This window comes from Variovorax sp. Varisp46, assembly GCF_059491885.1.
In genome coordinates this window covers 5761215-5777759 of sequence record NZ_CP168515.1, presented here as the reverse complement: position 1 = coordinate 5777759, position 16545 = coordinate 5761215, and the positions used below count along the sequence as shown (strand labels likewise).

Genomic DNA, 16545 nt, shown 5'->3' with positions numbered 1-16545 from the left:
ACAGCTACGACAGCACCGGCCGCCTCACGGCCCTGAGCCTGAACGGCAATCCGCTCGTTACCGGCATCGCCTGGAACCCCTTGGGCCAACCCACCGCCTGGAGCTGGGCCTTCGCCAGCCCAACTCTCGCAGCCAGCCGCAGCTACGACACCGCCGGGCGCATGACCGCGACCGAGTTCAGCAGCTATGTCTACAACACCGCCGGCCGCATCGCCAGCCTGACGCAGAGCCTCTACGGTCCGGGCGACACCGATCCGACCCACAGCACCATCGCCAGCAGCAACGTCACCTGGAGTGTGGTCTACAGCGCGGTCGGGCGCATCACCAGTTTCAATGCCACAGGGAACACCGCCAGCTTCGGCTACGACGCCAACGGCAACCGCTCGAGCAGCACGCGGGTGCTCAACGGCCAGAGCACCAGCCGCACCTACACCGTGGGCGCGACGAGCAACCAGCTCAGCGGCTTCTCTCAGACCATGAGCGGCACCACCACGAACGTGGCCTATGGCTACAACGCCAACGGCGACCTCGTGAGCGATGGCCTGCACAGCTACACCTACGACGCCGAAGGGCGCTTGGCCGCGGCCACCACCGGCGCCACTGACGTGAGCCCGACCACGCGCTACGCGCACAACGCGCTGGGCCAGCGGGTGTTCAAGACCGAGCCGCTGTACCCGCCGGGCCCAGGCGACGAAGCAGACCCGGGCTTCATGCAGATGCTGATTGCTTTCTTCACCCGGCTGTGGAGTCCGGCGACGACGCCATCTGAGCAATTGGGTTATGCGTACGTCTACGACGAGAACGGCACGCTGATCGCGGAGGCGGGCAGCGGCGGGGCGAACAGTGCGGGGCAGGCCAGCTACATCTACCTGCACACAGTGAATGGCCCGATGCCGATTGCGGCCGTGATCAATGGCGCCACCTACGCGGTGCATAGCGACCACCTGAACACGCCGAGACGCCTGAGCAATGCGGACGGCCAACCCGTCTGGCAGTGGAGCTACAGCGCGTTTGGGGAAGACAAGCCGACTACCGCGAAGAACCGCTTCGCCAACCTGGATGTCACGCCGACCCCGGGCACGACCAGCTTCTCGGAAGTGAAATTCAACCTGAGGTATCCGGGGCAGTATGCGGATGAGGAGAGCGGGCTGTTCTACAACTACTTCAGGAGCTATGACGCGAGGACGGGGCGGTATAGCCAGCCGGATCCGATCGGTTTGCGTGGCGGATGGAACCGATTTGTGTACGCAGCCGGCGATTCTCTACGCTTCTATGACATTGACGGGCTGCAACAAAAGCGATTTGGGCGGCCGTTTGAAAACCAACTCTTCGACGGCGGCGGTGGAGGAGCTGGTGCTGGTGGCGGTGGCGGCGGGCTGACGCTCGGAATGATCGGGGCGGGAATTGCTGCTGCCATCGGGTCGAACTCGGCCGCGCCGCCATCTGCCGCGAACGATTCCACCTATGACAACGTGATTCCTCTGCCACCCCAAAGCTGCCCGCCCGACGATGGATGCAAGCGGGCGCAGGACAAGCTGCTCAATAACAGACTTCTGATTCTCGGCATGTGGGGCCATGGGGTACTCGGTAACATGGGCGAATACCGAAGGCTGGTGACAGCGTTCAATCAGAGCGTTGAGGCTCACAATGCGCGATGTCCTGCTCACCCGGTAGCTCCATTGCCACTTGGTCCGTCTTAATTGCAAGGTCACGTCTGTGAAAGATGCAATGTCGCGAAAGCATGCCGTCTCGTATTTGCGCGGGCAAGGGTTTTCGCTGCCCGAGCAATCAGCTGGCGCACATGCATGGTGTTTACGCCTCGCGCAAGAAGGCGACGTTGTTGCCCAATGCGTTTTGTCCGTACTTTTCTCAATCGGACTCACGGGGCAAAGGAACGAGACGTTAGCCTTTAAGTGGTGTGAAATCGCTGCCAACAGTGGCTTCCAGGACGCGAAACGTGCACTGGCGTCGTATTTGATATCTGGCAGGCAAGTGGAGCGGCAGCCTCGACGTGGAGTAGCGATTCTTACCGAGCTCGTGGAGGCGGGGCACCTTCCTGCGATGGTTTCGCTGGGAATGCTGATGATGAGTGGGCATTCCGAATTCGTCCCGAAAGACGAGGCGGGCGCGATTGATCTTCTCTTGGCACCTGCGCAGGCCGGCGATCCGCTCAGTCAGTGTCTCGTTGGAGCCCACCTTATCCTGAGCGATGATCCCGGCGTGCAGCTCTCTGGCGCCAAGTGGATAGCATCAGCTGCAGAGGGCGGCCTGTCGTCCGCTCACAGATACCTAGCGACATTCCATCGCCAGGGGAGGTACGGCTATCCCGTAGATCCAGAAAAAGTCGCAGTACATGATGCGATTGCTCAGCGCCTGGAAGAGGAAGGTCTTTAGCACTCGAACTTGGCCGAATTCTGGGATCTCGCGATGGCGTGTGACATGCCGCCGATCTCTGGTCAGGTGTTGGATTCCGCCGATCTCTGACCCTAGATTTCCATTGAATACTGACCCACCCGCTTTGTGAGCCCGAAGGCCTCACGATGTGGATAAGTGCTTGGTGTTCTCCTTTTTAGGTTGGGGTGTGTGGATCTGCCGCAGATTGCGCCGCTGTTTCCGCGATTTGGTGGCCTCGATCGCGAGCCAGGTCGCGAGCTTCTCGGCATAGGGATCGAGCTTGCTCGAGCTCGCCCGCTTGGCGTAGCGCGGCTCTTCGTCGCCGGCTCGCAGATACTTCTTGACGGTGTTGCGAGACAGGCCTGTACGCCTGGCTATCTCGCGGATGGACATCTGCTCGCGCAGGGCCCAACGTCTGATGACACTCAATGTCGCCACGTCTATCACTCCTAGGATCCCCTGCTTTAAAAATGAGCAGGGTAGAGTTTTACGTGGGTCAGTCTTAGACGGAAATTACTGCGTTTAGAGGGTCAATTTTCGACGGCAATCAACACTATGAAGATCTGATCGGACCCAATCCACACCCCCAAAGTGCTGCATTTGTCGACGTCGCTCACAGTCAACCCGCGCGGGCCGGCCAACTCAAGCGGGCACCGCGTCGACGTTGGCACGGTCCCAGTGCCGGTGCTTGGCGATGGCCGCGATGAAATCGTTCGCCACCTGCATCGCCGCCGTCGTGTCGCCCAGGTTGGTGACCGGCGTGGCCGCCACCACCACGCCCGCCGGCACATCGGCGGGCGGCGTGTCCGCGGCGATACCGAGCGTGGACAGCAGCCGCACGCCCTCGCCCACCGTGCAGATCGCCTTGCAGTGCTTGTAGGCCTCGAGCACGAAGTGCACCGCATCGCCGATGCCCGACATCGCGGCGGCGCTCTCGCTGCCGGCCGGCACGAGCACGGCGTCGAACATCACCGAGGGCGTGTTGGCGAAGGTCATGTCGACGTCGATCTGGCGCTTCGATGCGCTGGCGACGGTGCCCAGCTTCGGGCCCACTGTCTTGCATTGCGCACCGGCCTGCTCGAGCGCATCGCGGATCGGCTTCAGCGAAGCCGAATCGACACCATCGGCCACGAGGACCGCGACCTTGCGCGTGCGGATGGAGCCGTCGCCCGTGTCGGCCATGCGCAGCGCCGGCGACTCGTCGATGGGCAGCGATATGCGGTGGTCGCGAAAGCCCGCGCGCCCCGCCGCCGCCTTGGCATCGGGCTCGCCGATGCCCAGCGGCTCGGCCACGCGGCGTGCCAGCTTCTCGTCCACGTGCGCGAGGTTGTCGACCATGCGCTGGCGGATGGCCGGCACGTCGAGCTTCGACAGCTCGAAGCGGAAGGCCGCGATGATGTGCTCCTTCTCGGCCGCGCTCTGGCTGTTGAAGAACAGGCGCGCCTGCGTGAAGTGGTCGTCGAACGAGGGGCTGCGGCGGCGCACCTTGGGCGACTCGGTCTCTTCCGGAAACGACTGGAAGCCGTGGCTGCCGCCGTCCACGCGGAACTCCGTGCCGCTGCCCAGCGTGTTGGGCTCGTAGGCCACCTGGCCGCGCGCGATGGTCTGCCTGTGCATGCCGTCGCGCTGGAAGTTGTGGAACGGGCACACGCCCTTGTTGATCGGCAGTTCGTGGAAGTTGGCGCCGCCCAGGCGCGAGATCTGCGTGTCGGTGTACGAGAAGAGGCGGCCCTGCAGCAGCGGGTCGTTGCTGAAGTCGATGCCGGGCACCACGTGGCCCGGATGGAAGGCCACCTGCTCGGTCTCGGCGAAGAAGTTGTCGGGGTTGCGGTTGAGCACCAGCCTGCCGATCTTCTGCACCGGCACCATTTCTTCTGGAATCAGCTTGGTGGGGTCGAGCAGGTCGAAGCCCAGCGAGTGCTCCTTGTCCTGCGCGATCATCTGCACGCCGAGCTCCCACTCGGGGAAGTCGCCGTTCTCGATGGCTTCCCACAGGTCGCGCCGATGGAAGTCCGGGTCCTTGCCGGCGATCTTCTGCGCCTCGTCCCACGCGAGGCCATGAATGCCGAGCTTGGGCTTCCAGTGGAACTTCACGAAGTGGCTCTCGCCGCGGCTGTTGACGAAGCGGAAGGTGTGCACGCCGAAGCCTTCCATCATGCGCAGGCTGCGCGGAATGGCGCGGTCGCTCATGGCCCACATCAGCATGTGGGTGCTCTCGGGCATCAGCGAGGCGAAGTCCCAGAAGGTGTCGTGCGCACTCGCGGCCTGCGGCATCTCGTGGTGCGGCTCGGGCTTCACGGCGTGGATGAGGTCGGGGAACTTGATCGCGTCCTGGATGAAGAACACCGGGATGTTGTTGCCCACGAGGTCGTAGTTGCCCTCGCGCGTGTAGAACTTGACGGCGAAGCCGCGCACGTCGCGCACCGTGTCGGCCGAGCCGCGCGAGCCGGCCACGGTCGAGAAGCGCACGAAGACGGGCGTCTTCACGTCCGGGTCCTGCAGGAAGTCGGCGCAGGTGAACTGCGACATCGACTTGTAGACCTGGAAGTAGCCGTGCGCCGCCGAGCCGCGCGCGTGCACGGCGCGCTCCGGGATGCGCTCGTGGTCGAAGTGCGTGATCTTCTCGCGCAGGATGAAGTCTTCCAGCAGCGTCGGACCGCGCACGCCCGCTTTCAGCGAGTTGTGGTTGTCGGGTACCTGCAGACCCTGGTTGGTGGTCAGGGTCGTCGGATGCTCGACGGTGAAGCCTTCGAGCTGCAGCTGCTTGGCGTTGCTGCCGCCGCCCGCCTTGGCGGCGCTGGCGCGGCGGCCTGCGGCAGCCTTGTTCTGCGGCGTCATCGTGGATCTGCTGGAGTCTTTCATGGGGTGGGCGTTCAGCCCGTTTCGTTGTTGTCGAGGAACATGTCGAGCACGTTGACCAGGGCGATCAGACAAATGCTGCCTGCCGCGGCGGCGACGGTCCACAACAGGATTTCAGCGCCCCAGGTGCCGATGAACGAGTCGAAAAGCGATGAGAACTCCATGGACCACTCCGGGGCTGCAAGCGAAATGCAAGGTTATGTTTCGCGGCGCCCGGACCCCGTAGTGGCCGCCCTTCCACCGCTGTGGGAGAAGGCACGCGGACGAGGTAGGAGCGCACCGACAGCACCTCCTGCCCGCCTACGAAGCTTCGCGCGCCCTGGCCGTGGGATCGGGGAGCGCCGTCGCATAGCATGGGTCCAACACAGGGAAGAAAGAAAGAAGAAAAGAACCATGCTGATCAGAATCGGTTTCGACATCGAACTCGGCGTCACCGCCCCCACGGCCGTGATCTACATGCTCCAGGTGCATCCCTCGCGCGCCCGGGACCTGCAAGGGGAGGAGAACATCACGCTCAGCCCGCCACTGGCCACCGACCATTACCTGGACGGATTCGGCAACCACTGCGCGCGCGTGCACGTCCCACCGGGAGTGAAGAGCGTGCGCCTGCGCAACCGCGCGGTGGTGTACGACACCGGCTGGCCCGACCCGGTGGACTTCGGCGCCGTCGGGCACATGGCGGCCGACCTGCCGGTGGACACGCTGCCCTTCGTGCTGCCGAGCCGATATTGCGAGGTCGACAGCGAATTGCTGGAGTTCGCCTGGGCCAACTTCTCGAACGTGGCGCCGGGCTGGTCGCGCGTGCAGGCGATCTGCGACTTCGTGCACCGGCACCTGCGCTTCGACTACGGGAACGCGCGGGCCACGCGCACCGCCACGGAAGGCTTTCGCGAAGGCACGGGCGTATGCCGCGACTTCGCGCACCTCGCGATCACCCTGTGCCGCTGCATGAACATTCCGGCGCGCTACGTGACGGGCTATCTCGGCGACATCGGCATTCCGCCGGTGCCTTCTCCGATGGACTTCAGCGCATGGTTCGAGGTGTACCTGGGCAACCGCTGGCACACCTTCGACGCGCGCCACAACACGCCGCGCATCGGCCGCGTGGTGATCGCGCGCGGGCGCGACGCGGCGGACGTGCCGATCACGATGGTATTCGGCGCGAACACGCTGGAGCGCTTTGAAGTGACGACCGAGGAAGTGCTTCAGTAGCGTCGACCTATTTGCCATAGCCCAGCAGCTTCATCGCCGCGGCAAGCCCCTTTCGGCTGCGCTCCATGGCGGCCCAGGGCTTGTTGCCGGTCTCGAAGCGTTCGGCCGCGTTGGCGACAGTCCACTGCGCGGCACTGGTCAAGGCCGGCAATTCGTCCCACGCAAGCGGCACCGACACGCCCAGCCCCGGGCGCGAACGCGCCGACCATGCGCTGACGGTGGTTGCGCCGAAGCCGTTGCGCAGGTAGTCCACGAACACCTTGCCCACGCGGTTGCGCGGGCCGCTCTTCGCCACGAAGCGCGACGGAATGGTCTCGGCCAGGTGCGCCACCACGGCCTGTGAAAAGCCCTTGACGGTGTCCCAGTCGTACTGCCGCCGCAGCGGCACCACCACGTGCAGCCCCTTGCCGCCGCTGGTCTTGAGGAAGCACGGCAGGCCCAGTTCGTCGAGCAGCGTGCGCACCAGCGTCGCGGCCTCCTGGATCTGCGGCCATGCGACGCCCTCGCCGGGGTCGAGGTCGAAGGCCATGCGATCGGGCTTGCCGATGGCACGCGAGGTGGCGTTCCAGGTGTGCAGCTCGATGACGTTCATCTGCGCGGCGCCGAGCAGGCCCTGCTTCGTGTCGATCTGCAGCAGCGGCTCGTGGCCCGGATCGAGTGCGGGATCGAGCAGGCGCACGCCGGGGATCTCGCTGTTCTGCAGGTGCTTCTGGAAGAACAGCTCGCCGCCCACGCCCTCGGGCGCGCGCACCAGCGACACCGGCCGGCCGCGCAGGTGCGGCAGCATGAGTTTCGCCACGCTGTCGTAGTAGGCCGCGAGTGCGCCCTTGGTGATGCCGCTGTGCTTGTCGATCACGCGGTCGGCGTGGGTGATCTTCGGGATCATGGGTGTCTTTGCTTCCTGGTTCTTCGGCTTTGGTGCGGCCTCGATCTCCCTGATCCGCTGCGGCCGCTCGCGCCGGATGTCGCGCGCGGGCTTGTCGGCGCGCAGCCCCTGGAACACGGCCTGGCGCACGCGGTTTTCGCGCGTCCATTCGCCGAACGAGATTTCGGCCACGAGCGTGGGCTTGACCCATTGCGCCCTGACGCCGCGCGGCGCAGGCTCGAAGGGGCAGGCGTCGGTGGCCAGCCTGTCGAGGCGGGCCTTGACATCGGCGAGGCGGCCCGCATCGAAGCCCGTGCCCACGTTGCCGCAGTAGCGCAGCCGGCCGGTAGCCTCGTCGTGCACGCCCAGCAGCAAGGCGCCGAAGCCGGTGCGCGAGCCCTTCGGCGCGGTGAAGCCGCCGATCACGAACTCCTGCCGCTGCTGGTTCTTGAGCTTGATCCAGTCGGGTGAGCGGCGCGACACGTACGGCGATCCCTTGCGCTTGCCGACGATGCCCTCGAAACCGATGTGCGCCGACGACGCGAGCAGGTCGCGCGGCGAAGCGTCGAAGGCCTCGCTCAGGCGCAGCGGCGCGGGCGGCTTTCGGCCGAGCAGCTGCGCGAGCCGGGCACGGCGCTCCTCGACCGGCATGTCGCGCAGGTCTTCGCCATCGAGGAAGGGCGCGTCGAACAGCCAGTAGACGATGGACGAGGTCTTGCCGCGATCGAAGGCGTTCTGCAGCGCCTGGAAGTCGGGCGCACCGTTCTCTCCTTCGACGGTGATCTCGCCGTCGAGCCATGCGCCGGCCGTGGGCAGTTTCGCCAGCGCCTTCTCGAGCGCGGGCAGCTTCGCGGTCCAGTCGTGGCCATTGCGGGTGAAACAGCGGACCTTGCCGCGGTCGATGCGCGCCAGCAGGCGGTAGCCGTCGAACTTGAGCTCGTAGAGCCAGTCGCCGGGAGATGAAGGCGGCGAAGCCGCGAGCGTGGCGAGCTGGGGCTGGAAAGTGGCCGGCAGCGGGGATTTCTTCGCGGTCCTTTTCTCGGTTCTTCCTGCAAGCTTTTTTGCGGGCGCCTTGCCGGCGACTTTCTTCGGCGGCTGGTCCACCTCGTCCACGCCACGCCCGGTGATCACGCTCGCCGGCTGTTCTTCGACCACGTCGTACTCACCGATCGCCCGCGCCTCGCCGTCGCGTTCCTTGATGAGCAGCCAGGGCTCATGCTTGTCGTCGCCCTTGCCGTGCATGCGCACCAGCGTCCAGTGGCCGTGCAGCTTCTCGCCGCGCAGTTCGAACTTGAGCTTGCCGGCGGCGAGCGACTTGCGCGCGTCGCCCTCGGGCAGCCAGTCGCCGCGGTCCCAGACGATCACGGTGCCCGCGCCGTACTGCTTCGGCGGGATCGTGCCCTCGAAATCCGCGTACGAGATCGGGTGGTCCTCGACGTGCACGGCCATGCGCTTCACGGACGGATCGAGGCACGGGCCCTTCGGCACTGCCCAGCTCTTGAGCGTGCCGTCGAGTTCGAGCCGGAAGTCGTAGTGCAGATGGCTCGCGTGGTGCTTCTGGATCACGAAGGACAACACGCCCTTGCCCGGCCGGCCGCCGGCCTCGGGCTCCGGCGTGCGCGAGAAATCGCGCTTGCCGTGGTAACGCGCCAGGGCCTTGCGCGCGGTCGATGCAGTGGAGCCCATCGCGGCCGGTCTCACTCAGGCGGCGCGGCGGTGGCGGACGGGGGTCTTGCGCGCGGCTTTCGCGGCCGGCTTGCGCTTCTTCGCGGCGGCCTTGGGCGGCGGTTCCGGTTCTGCGTCCTCTTCCTCCTCTTCTTCCTTGGTGGGCTTGCCGCCACCCTTGCGCAGGCTGCGCTGCAGCAGCTCGGTCAGGTCGAGGATCTTGGCGCCGCGGCCTTCGCCGGTGCGCTGCTCTTCCTCGGGCTCGGGCTGCGTGACAGTCTCGGTCTGGCCGGCCTTCACCTTCTTGTCCACCAGCCGCATGATCTCGTCCTTGAACTCGTCCTTGAATTCGTCGGGGTCCCAGTCGGCGCTCATGTCGTCGACCAGCTGCGTGGCCATCTTGAGCTCACGCTCGCTCAGGCCGGCCTTCTTCGCGTCTTCCGAAGGCAGCGGCAGGTCGGTCCACGGCCGGATGTCCGCGCCCCAGCGCAGCAGGTTCAGCACGAGGCCGGGGCCCACGGGCACCAGCACCGCCAGGTGCTGCTTGGTCTGGATCACGACACGGGCCACGCCCACACGCCCGCTGCGCTGAAGGGTTTCGCGCAGCAACGCGTACACCTTCGCGCCGCGGTTGATCGGCGCCACGTAGTAGGGCCGCTCCAGGTACACGAAGGGAATGCCGTTGGCCGGCACGAAGGTCTCGATCTCGATGGTCTGCGTGGTCCTGGGATAGGCGGCCGCGATCTCCTTGTCGCTGAGCACCACGTACTCGCCGTCCTCGTACTCGATGCCCTTGACGATCTGCTCGCGCGCGATCTCCTTGCCGGTCTTCTTGTTGATGCGCTTGTAGCCGACCGGGTCCATGGTGCGCTTGTCGAGCCAGTCGAAGTCGATGCCGTGGTCGGTGGTGGCCGAGTACAGCGCAACCGGGATGTGGACGAGGCCGAAGCTGATGGCGCCCTTCCACAGGACGCGCGGCGCGGGGGCTTTTCTCGAGATGGACATGGACGCACTCCTTCAGGCTGGGAATGTGCGCCGCCCCTGCCCGGGCGGTGTAGGAGCGCGGCCCCAGGCGCCGTCAGGCCGCGCCGGCCACGGGTCCGAGCTGGCGCTCGCTCGGGCGCGCGAAGTAGAACCACTCGGCGCCCGGCAGTGCCACCGCGTTGGGAAACACGATGAAGCCGTCGTCGGGCGCGCTCACCAGCGTGCCGTCGTGGCGCATGCCGATGGGCTCGCCGCGCAGCACTTCGTCGAAGGTGGCCCAGTCGCGCACGAAGCTGTCTTCTTCGTGCAGGCGGTCGGTCACGCTGGCCAGGCGCAGCAGTTTCGGCGGCTGCGCGGGCCCGCCCGACAGCCCTTCGGGCAGCGCCGCCATGCCCAGCAGCGCGAGCGTGCGGCGGATGGCGCGCCATGCCACTTCGGGCGCCTGCGGGTCCAGGTGCTGGCCGCACTCGAGCGTGACGCCGTAGCCGCCGCGGCTGCGGATGTATTCGTTGGTGCCGCGGCCGAAGTCGAGCGCGGCCTCGTCGGCCGGCACGCCGCCCGCGCGCTGCGCGAGGCCGGCGGCGTAGATGTCGAGCCAGCCTTCCACCACGATGGGCGTGCCGATGTGCAGCGCGAGCTGGCCTTCCTCGTATGCGCGTGCAAAGGGCTCCAGCGCGCCGTTGTTGTCGCGCGGGCCGATCATCGCGAAGGCCTCGCCCTCGCTCTGGAAGGAATGCAGGTCGAGCAGCACCTCGTGGCGCGCGATCAGCGGGGCCAGCACATTGGTGACGCGGGCTTCGTAGTCGACCGGCGCCTCGGTCGGGCGGAACAGGCGGTTGAGGTTGCGCTCGCCCTCGCGCTGCAAGCGGCGCCGGGCCAATGGATTGGCGACGGGCACCATCGTCAGTTCCCCGCGCCGCAGCTGCAGCGTGCCGGCATCGAACTCGGCCAGGATGCGCTCGATGCCCAGGGTGCCGGAGATTTCGTCGCCGTGCACGCCACCCATCACGAGCAGCCGGGGACCGGGGTTCAACGAGGCGAAGGCGTGGATGCGCAAGCTGTCGGTGGCCACGCCGGCAAAAGGATCGGAGGACATCGGGGGATTATTGCGGAGGCCCTTCCATGCGTGCAAAGGCGCTACCCATTTCATAGCGCCGAGCGGACACCTACAGGGGCAGCCTCGTATTTCCTACCGCCCCGGCGGCGGCGGCGGCGCAGGCTCGTTCCTCATCGAAGGAGCCACGCATGACCCCCAGCAAGAGCAGCAAGAGCAAGACGACGCCGGCCGACCCCCTGAAGGACGCCGGCGGCGGCAAGACCAAGGTGGAGCAAGGCGGCGAATCGGCGCCGCGCCTGCCGCACGAGCGCGACCAGTCGTCCGACAGCCAGCAGACACAGGACGGCCAGCCACCCAGGGTGGGCCGCCAGGCCCAAGAAGACGTCGAGCGCGGACTGGTCGACACCGACCGCGCGCTGGAGGCGGACAGCGTCGAAGGCGGCGGAAAGGTCAGGCGCTGACGACGCCGGCCAGCTGCCTGCGCATGTCGGCGATGACCGCGCCGTAGTCCTTGGCGTTGAAGATCGCGCTGCCGGCCACGAAGGTGTCGGCGCCGGCCGAGGCCACGCGCGCGATGTTGTCGGCCTTGATGCCGCCGTCCACCTCGAGGCGGATGTCGCGTCCGCTCTGCTCGATGCGCTTGCGCGCGAGTTCGATCTTGCGCAGCGCCGAGTCGATGAAGCTCTGGCCGCCGAAGCCGGGGTTCACGCTCATGATCAGGATCAGGTCGATGTCGTCGATGGCCCAGTCGAGCGCTTCGAGCCCCAGGCCGGGGTTGAACACCAGCCCCGCCTTGCAGCCGGCCGCCTTGATGGCCTGGATGCTGCGGTGCGTGTGCGGCGATGCGTCGGGGTGGAAGCTGATGTAGTCGGCGCCCGCTTGCGCGAAAGAGGCCGCCAGTGCGTCAACCGGCTGGATCATCAGGTGCACGTCGATGGGCACCGGTGCGCCGGCAGCGGTCTTGGCGTAGGGCTTGAGCGCCTGGCAGATCATCGGGCCGAAGGTCAGGTTCGGCACGTAGTGGTTGTCCATCACGTCGAAGTGGATCCAGTCGGCGCCGGCCGCGATCACGTCGGTGAGTTCTTTGCCGAGGTGCGCGAAATCGGCGGACAGGATGGAGGGCGCGATGCGGAACGGGATGCTCATAACCCTTGATTCTCGCAGCCGCCGCAAGTCCGACCAACGGCCTCCGTTACCATGCGCCCATGCCGCACAGCCCCTTCAGCGTACAGGTCGAACCGCGCTTCCTGGCCGACCAGTCGTCCGCCAAGGACAACATCTACACCTTTTCCTATACGGTCACCGTCACCAACACGGGCTCGGTGGCCGCCCAGCTGATCGCCCGCCACTGGCTGATCAACGATGCCTCTGGCCATGCGCAGGAGGTCAAGGGCCTGGGCGTGATCGGGCAGCAGCCGCTGCTTGCGCCCGGCGAATCCTTCCGCTACACGAGCGGCTGCCGCCTGCAGGCGCCGAGCGGCACGATGCACGGCAGCTACTTCGTGGTGACCGAGGAAGGCGAGCGTTTCGACGTGCCCATTCCGATGTTCGTGCTCGAAGCCGACATCGGCGGCGCCCCCGTATCGCGCGTGCTGCACTAGGTAACCTCTTGCGCCGCGGCGTTCTCCGGCGATCAAATCGCCGGATGGACAGAAAACGCCTTTGTCCTGCACCCCATGGACTCGACCATGCGTTACAACCCCGCATCGGCGCCTTCCTCGGCGCCGCAGGGCTTTTTCCTTCTTCTGGATGAATTTGACTAGCTTCCTCAACGATCTGCTGGGCTTCTGGTCCGAATGGGTGCGCCCCTCGGCGGGCCTGCCCACCGTTCTATGGTCGCTGCTGCTGGCGGTGGCGGCGGCTTCCGGCCACCTCGTGCAACGCTACCTGGGGCTGCCCAAGGTGATCGGCTACTCGCTGGTCGGCGCGGTGGTGGGCTTCGCCGGCTTCGAAGGCGCGATCTGGCCGCTGCGCGGCATCAGCCTCTTCCTGCTCGAACTCGGCGTGGCCGTGGTGCTGTTCGAGGCCGGCGGGCGGCTGCCGCTGCGCTGGTTCCGCCACAACCCAATGGTGCTGGTGCAGAGCCTGCTCGAAGCCACGCTGACCTACTTCGGCGTGTACTGGGTGCTGACGCTGCTGGGCCTGCCAGAGCCGGTGGCCAACCCGATCGCGCTGATGGCCATCGTCGCCTCGCCCGCGGTGCTCAGCCGCGTGATCATCGACACCCGCGCCGCCGGCCCCGTGACCGAGCGCGCGATGACGCTGGCCACGCTCAACACCTTCTATGCGCTGGCGCTGGGCTACGCGCAGGCCGGGCTGATCGAGCGCGCGCCGCAGACGATGCTGCAGAAGCTCTATCCGGTGGCGGTGGTGCTGGGCCTCTCGTTCGTGGTCGGCGGGGTCATGGCGCTGGCGCTGCGCTCGGCGCTGCGGGTGATGAGCCCATCGAGCGAGAACACGTCGATCCTGCTGCTGGCGATCATCGCGGCGGGCGCCGCGCTCACCGCGCACATCGGCGGCTCGGCGCCGCTGGCGGCCCTGATCGGCGGCGTGCTGCTGAAGACGCTCAACCCCAAGCCGTGGGCCTGGCAGCGGCAGCTGGGCACTGCCGCCTCGCTGCTCACCATGCTGATGTTCGTGCTGGTGTCGATCGTGGCGGCCCAGGCCGACTGGACGTTGCCGGTGGCCAGCGTGGTGGTGGCCGTGATCGGCGTGCGCCTGCTGGCCAAGATCTCGGGCGTGGCCATTGCCAACCCGGGCAGCGGCGCGAGCTGGAAGCAGGCCTTCTGGGTCGGCTGCGCGATGTCGCCGCTGTCGTCGATCGCGCTGCTCATCGCCTCCAACTTCGCCACCGCCTCGCCCCTGCTGGGCACGATGATCACGCAGGTGGCCCTGCCCTCGATCCTGTTGATGGAGGTGGTGGGCGCGGTGCTCGCCACGGTGGCCATCCACGCGGTGGGCGAGAGTTCGGTGCCCTGGGCGCCCCAGGCCTTCAGCATCACGGAGGACACCCAGCGATGAGCGCCGCAGCCAGCAACACCCCTGTCGACCCGGACAGCGACGACGTCCGCTCGGCGCCGCTGCCATCGGACCCCGAAAGCCGCGCGGTCAAGCTCGAACCCTTCAACAAGTCGGAGGCGCTGTCGCTCGGCGTGGAGCTGGAGCTGCAGCTCGTGAACACGCACGACTACGACCTTGCCCCGTACGCCGAAGACATGCTGCGGCTGATGGCGCAGACCCCGCTGCCCGGCAGCGTGGTGCCCGAGATGACCTCGAGCATGATCGAGATCTCGACCGACATCTGCCACTCGGCGCAGGACGTGATCACGCAGCTCTCGCCGATCCGCGAGGCGCTCATCAAGAACGCCGACAAGCTCAACATCGCGGTGGTCGGCGGCGGCACGCATGCCTTCCAGCAGTGGCACGAGCGGCGCATCTACGACAAGCCGCGCTTTCGCGAACTGTCGGAGCTGTACGGCTACCTGAGCAAGCAGTTCACCATCTTCGGCCAGCACGTGCACATCGGCTGCCCCGACGCCGATGCGGCGTTGTTGATGCTGCACCGCATGTCGCGCTACATCCCGCACTTCATCGCGCTGTCGGCGTCTTCGCCGTTCGTGCAGGGGCAGGACACGCAGTTCGACTCGGCGCGGCTGAACTCGGTGTTCGCGTTCCCGCTGTCGGGCCGCGCGCCTTTCACCACGAGCTGGAAGGAGTTCGAGGCCTACTTCGAGCGCATGACCCGCACCGGCGTCGTGCGCAGCATGAAGGACTTCTACTGGGACATCCGCCCCAAGCCCGAGTTCGGCACCATCGAGATCCGCGTGTTCGACACGCCGCTCACCATCGAGCGCGCCGCCGCGCTCGCGGGCTACGTGCAGTCGCTGGCCGCATGGTTCCTGCAGGAGCAGCCCTTCGCGCCGACCGAGGACGACTACCTCGTCTACACCTACAACCGCTTCCAGGCCTGCCGCTTCGGCCTCGACGCGGTGTACGTCGACCCGGCCACCGGCCAGCACATGCCGCTGCGCGACCACATCCTGATGACGATGACGCAGCTCGAATGGCACAGCGAGGCGCTCAACGCCACACAGGCGCTGGGCGAGCTGCGCACCAGCGTGGAGGCCAACCGCAACGATGCGCGGTGGCTGCGCGAGAAGCAGGGCAAGGAGCGGCTGCTGGCGGAGGTGGTGCGGCAGGCGGCGCTGCGGTTCAGGGGCGCGGCGGCCTGAGCGCGGGCCCGCTGCACCTGGAGCGGCGGCCGCGCGGCCTTCAGCGCGGGATGTAGCCCTTGTCGAGGATGCGGCCGTCGACCGCGTCGATCACGAAGCGCGCGCGCGCACCGAACGCCATCGCGTTGCTGTTGATCTCCCAACGCCCCGCGCCCTTGCCGAACCAGGGCTTGCGCAGCCGCGCCTGCACCGGCTCGACGAAGGCCCAGCCAGCCGCAGTGGCGGCGGCGCGCGCCAGAGCGACGGCCTCTTTCTCGTCGATCATCGCGACCCCGGCGGCAGCGGTGGCAGCGGTGGCAGCGCAGCGTTCGGCGGGATCGGCCCGTCGCTCACGCTGACCCAGAAGCTGGTGCCGCCCAGGATGATGGTGCCGATCGCCATGCCTTCGACCTGCATCTGCGAGACGGTCACATAGCCGAACTGGACCGGAAAGCGATAGGCCCCGAGCGCCTGCGCCAGCCCGTGCACGCGCAGCTGGCCGTAGCCCTCGGCCATCGCCTCTTCGAGGTAGCGCAGCAGCGCCGACTTGGAATAGGCATTCCATCGCAGCTGCGCGCGCAATTGCCGCAGCGGACCGGTGCGCGGCGCGAAGTAGCGATGCACGAGTTCATGGAACAGCGTGATGCGCTGCTCTGTCAGGCTCTGGTTGCGCGCGACGGTGACGGCACCGTACATGTCGGTGCCGCCGAGCGCGCCGCCCGCCATCGAGCGCGGGCGACTCAGCTGCAAGCGAGGGCCTCCGGGCGGCGGCGGCAGGCCGACATCGGGCAGCGGCTCGATCCTGGGCATGCCGCGGGCCACCACCGGCTTGACCGCGCCGCGCAGCAGCAGGGCCTGGATCGTGGAGATGCCGAGCAGCATCACCGCCTTGGCGAAGTGCTTCGCGGCCTCGTCGAGATCGGCGTCGGAGCCGGCGTTGACCGACTTCTGCGCGAAGTCGTAAAGCTCGCTGGCGCCCGAAAACACCGCCGTACCGAGCGCGGCGAACCCCACCACGAGCAGGATCACGTCGACCACTTCGCCGACACCGAAGAAGTGCGAGCCGGCCCACACAACCAGCGTGGCGGCCACGATGGCCAGCGCGGCCGGCTCCAGCATGGCCTCGACGGTCTGGCGCGCCTCGCCGGGCAGCAGGGGCAGGGCCCTGCGCATCGCCTCGCCGACGCGCTCGGTCGTGGACATGGTGGCGGGTGACACGGAAACGGTTTCAGCCATGGTCGAGAACTTTCTATTTCAAGAAGACTTCGGCAGTGAAAGGCGGGCGCCACGGCGAATCT

General features: G+C 67.0%; 15 protein-coding genes and 1 pseudogene. 7 read left to right on the top strand and 9 right to left on the bottom strand.

The genetic code is table 11. The features are described from left to right. The first annotated feature begins 161 nt into the window (after positions 1 to 161). A complete protein-coding gene (locus ACEN9N_RS27330) occupies positions 162 to 1700 on the top strand; it encodes an RHS repeat-associated core domain-containing protein (protein WP_495654967.1) in 1539 nt (512 codons plus the stop codon). 28 nt (positions 1701 to 1728) lie between these two features. Beyond that, positions 1729 to 2394, top strand: a complete 666-nt coding sequence (locus ACEN9N_RS27325; protein ID WP_495654966.1) for a tetratricopeptide repeat protein — start codon at positions 1729 to 1731, stop codon at positions 2392 to 2394. Between the two features lie 189 nt (positions 2395 to 2583). Here the strand turns inward: ACEN9N_RS27325 and ACEN9N_RS27320 are convergent. From ACEN9N_RS27320 to ACEN9N_RS27310, 3 genes and pseudogenes are all read right to left on the bottom strand, one after another. Next, positions 2584 to 2841: pseudogene (locus tag ACEN9N_RS27320) on the bottom strand (helix-turn-helix domain-containing protein); the annotation flags it as partial. Positions 2842 to 3036: 195 nt separating this feature from the next. Beyond that, entirely contained in the window at positions 3037 to 5232 is a 2196-nt protein-coding gene (locus tag ACEN9N_RS27315; RefSeq protein WP_495654965.1) for a catalase, read from the bottom strand. A 35-nt stretch (positions 5233 to 5267) separates the two neighbouring features. Further along, on the bottom strand, positions 5268 to 5417 hold the full coding sequence (locus tag ACEN9N_RS27310) for a hypothetical protein (protein WP_007829937.1): 150 nt from the start codon (positions 5415 to 5417) through the stop codon (positions 5268 to 5270). A gap of 229 nt (positions 5418 to 5646) precedes the next feature. Here ACEN9N_RS27310 and ACEN9N_RS27305 point away from each other — a divergent pair, with 229 nt between their 5' ends. Continuing rightward, positions 5647 to 6465: a transglutaminase-like domain-containing protein gene (locus ACEN9N_RS27305; RefSeq protein ID WP_007829931.1), complete on the top strand. Its 819-nt coding sequence runs from the start codon at positions 5647 to 5649 to the stop codon at positions 6463 to 6465. A gap of 7 nt (positions 6466 to 6472) precedes the next feature. On the opposite strand, the gene ligD is transcribed toward ACEN9N_RS27305, so the two are convergent. The 3 genes from ligD to ACEN9N_RS27290 all read right to left on the bottom strand — a co-directional run bounded on the left by ligD (position 6473) and on the right by ACEN9N_RS27290 (position 11075). Then, the gene (ligD, locus tag ACEN9N_RS27300) at positions 6473 to 9016 is read right to left on the bottom strand and encodes a DNA ligase D (protein ID WP_495654964.1); all 2544 of its coding nucleotides are present in this window, start codon (positions 9014 to 9016) and stop codon (positions 6473 to 6475) included. Positions 9017 to 9031: 15 nt separating this feature from the next. After that, entirely contained in the window at positions 9032 to 10000 is a 969-nt protein-coding gene (ku, locus tag ACEN9N_RS27295; RefSeq protein ID WP_495654963.1) for a non-homologous end joining protein Ku, read from the bottom strand. Between the two features lie 73 nt (positions 10001 to 10073). Further along, positions 10074 to 11075: a succinylglutamate desuccinylase/aspartoacylase family protein gene (locus ACEN9N_RS27290; RefSeq protein ID WP_495654962.1), complete on the bottom strand. Its 1002-nt coding sequence runs from the start codon at positions 11073 to 11075 to the stop codon at positions 10074 to 10076. 149 nt (positions 11076 to 11224) lie between these two features. Between ACEN9N_RS27290 and ACEN9N_RS27285 the strand changes: the two genes are divergently transcribed. Further along, positions 11225 to 11497, top strand: coding sequence for a hypothetical protein (locus tag ACEN9N_RS27285; RefSeq protein WP_007829926.1), 273 nt, complete (start codon positions 11225 to 11227; stop codon positions 11495 to 11497). Here the strand turns inward: ACEN9N_RS27285 and rpe are convergent. Then, positions 11487 to 12182: a ribulose-phosphate 3-epimerase gene (rpe, locus tag ACEN9N_RS27280; protein WP_495654961.1), complete on the bottom strand. Its 696-nt coding sequence runs from the start codon at positions 12180 to 12182 to the stop codon at positions 11487 to 11489. The genes ACEN9N_RS27285 and rpe overlap by 11 nt on opposite strands. A gap of 59 nt (positions 12183 to 12241) precedes the next feature. On the opposite strand from rpe, the gene apaG reads away from it, so the two are divergent. The 3 genes from apaG to ACEN9N_RS27265 all read left to right on the top strand — a co-directional run bounded on the left by apaG (position 12242) and on the right by ACEN9N_RS27265 (position 15268). Next, positions 12242 to 12637 carry a Co2+/Mg2+ efflux facilitator ApaG/CorD gene (gene apaG, locus ACEN9N_RS27275; protein WP_007829924.1) on the top strand — a complete coding sequence of 132 codons (396 nt, stop codon included), beginning with the start codon at positions 12242 to 12244 and terminating at the stop codon, positions 12635 to 12637. A 148-nt stretch (positions 12638 to 12785) separates the two neighbouring features. Next, the gene (locus ACEN9N_RS27270) at positions 12786 to 14057 is read left to right on the top strand and encodes a cation:proton antiporter (protein ID WP_007829922.1); all 1272 of its coding nucleotides are present in this window, start codon (positions 12786 to 12788) and stop codon (positions 14055 to 14057) included. After that, entirely contained in the window at positions 14054 to 15268 is a 1215-nt protein-coding gene (locus ACEN9N_RS27265) for a YbdK family carboxylate-amine ligase (RefSeq protein WP_007829920.1), read from the top strand. The genes ACEN9N_RS27270 and ACEN9N_RS27265 overlap by 4 nt, the downstream gene beginning before the upstream one ends. 40 nt (positions 15269 to 15308) lie before the next feature. Here the strand turns inward: ACEN9N_RS27265 and ACEN9N_RS27260 are convergent, their stop codons facing one another. Together ACEN9N_RS27260 and ACEN9N_RS27255 are read right to left on the bottom strand one after the other, a co-directional pair. Then, on the bottom strand, positions 15309 to 15533 hold the full coding sequence (locus ACEN9N_RS27260) for a hypothetical protein (protein WP_007829918.1): 225 nt from the start codon (positions 15531 to 15533) through the stop codon (positions 15309 to 15311). Next, complete coding sequence (locus tag ACEN9N_RS27255) at positions 15530 to 16483, bottom strand: hypothetical protein (RefSeq protein ID WP_495654960.1); 954 nt, start codon at positions 16481 to 16483, stop codon at positions 15530 to 15532. The genes ACEN9N_RS27260 and ACEN9N_RS27255 overlap by 4 nt, the downstream gene beginning before the upstream one ends. Positions 16484 to 16545 lie beyond the last annotated feature (62 nt).

Bases quoted from the DNA above. Each gene is read 5' to 3' on its own strand.
- apaG (WP_007829924.1), top strand. From the start codon at position 12,242: ATGCCGCACAGCCCCTTCAGCGTACAGGTCGAACCGCGCTTCCTGGCC.
- ACEN9N_RS27310 (WP_007829937.1), bottom strand. From the start codon at position 5,417: ATGGAGTTCTCATCGCTTTTCGACTCGTTCATCGGCACCTGGGGCGCT.
- rpe (WP_495654961.1), bottom strand. From the start codon at position 12,182: ATGAGCATCCCGTTCCGCATCGCGCCCTCCATCCTGTCCGCCGATTTC.
- ACEN9N_RS27255 (WP_495654960.1), bottom strand. From the start codon at position 16,483: ATGGCTGAAACCGTTTCCGTGTCACCCGCCACCATGTCCACGACCGAG.
- ACEN9N_RS27290 (WP_495654962.1), bottom strand. From the start codon at position 11,075: ATGTCCTCCGATCCTTTTGCCGGCGTGGCCACCGACAGCTTGCGCATC.
- ACEN9N_RS27260 (WP_007829918.1), bottom strand. From the start codon at position 15,533: ATGATCGACGAGAAAGAGGCCGTCGCTCTGGCGCGCGCCGCCGCCACT.
- ACEN9N_RS27285 (WP_007829926.1), top strand. From the start codon at position 11,225: ATGACCCCCAGCAAGAGCAGCAAGAGCAAGACGACGCCGGCCGACCCC.
- ACEN9N_RS27330 (WP_495654967.1), top strand. From the start codon at position 162: ATGACCGCGACCGAGTTCAGCAGCTATGTCTACAACACCGCCGGCCGC.
- ACEN9N_RS27325 (WP_495654966.1), top strand. From the start codon at position 1,729: ATGTCGCGAAAGCATGCCGTCTCGTATTTGCGCGGGCAAGGGTTTTCG.
- ligD (WP_495654964.1), bottom strand. From the start codon at position 9,016: ATGGGCTCCACTGCATCGACCGCGCGCAAGGCCCTGGCGCGTTACCAC.
- ACEN9N_RS27315 (WP_495654965.1), bottom strand. From the start codon at position 5,232: ATGACGCCGCAGAACAAGGCTGCCGCAGGCCGCCGCGCCAGCGCCGCC.
- ACEN9N_RS27270 (WP_007829922.1), top strand. From the start codon at position 12,786: ATGAATTTGACTAGCTTCCTCAACGATCTGCTGGGCTTCTGGTCCGAA.
- ACEN9N_RS27265 (WP_007829920.1), top strand. From the start codon at position 14,054: ATGAGCGCCGCAGCCAGCAACACCCCTGTCGACCCGGACAGCGACGAC.
- ACEN9N_RS27305 (WP_007829931.1), top strand. From the start codon at position 5,647: ATGCTGATCAGAATCGGTTTCGACATCGAACTCGGCGTCACCGCCCCC.
- ku (WP_495654963.1), bottom strand. From the start codon at position 10,000: ATGTCCATCTCGAGAAAAGCCCCCGCGCCGCGCGTCCTGTGGAAGGGC.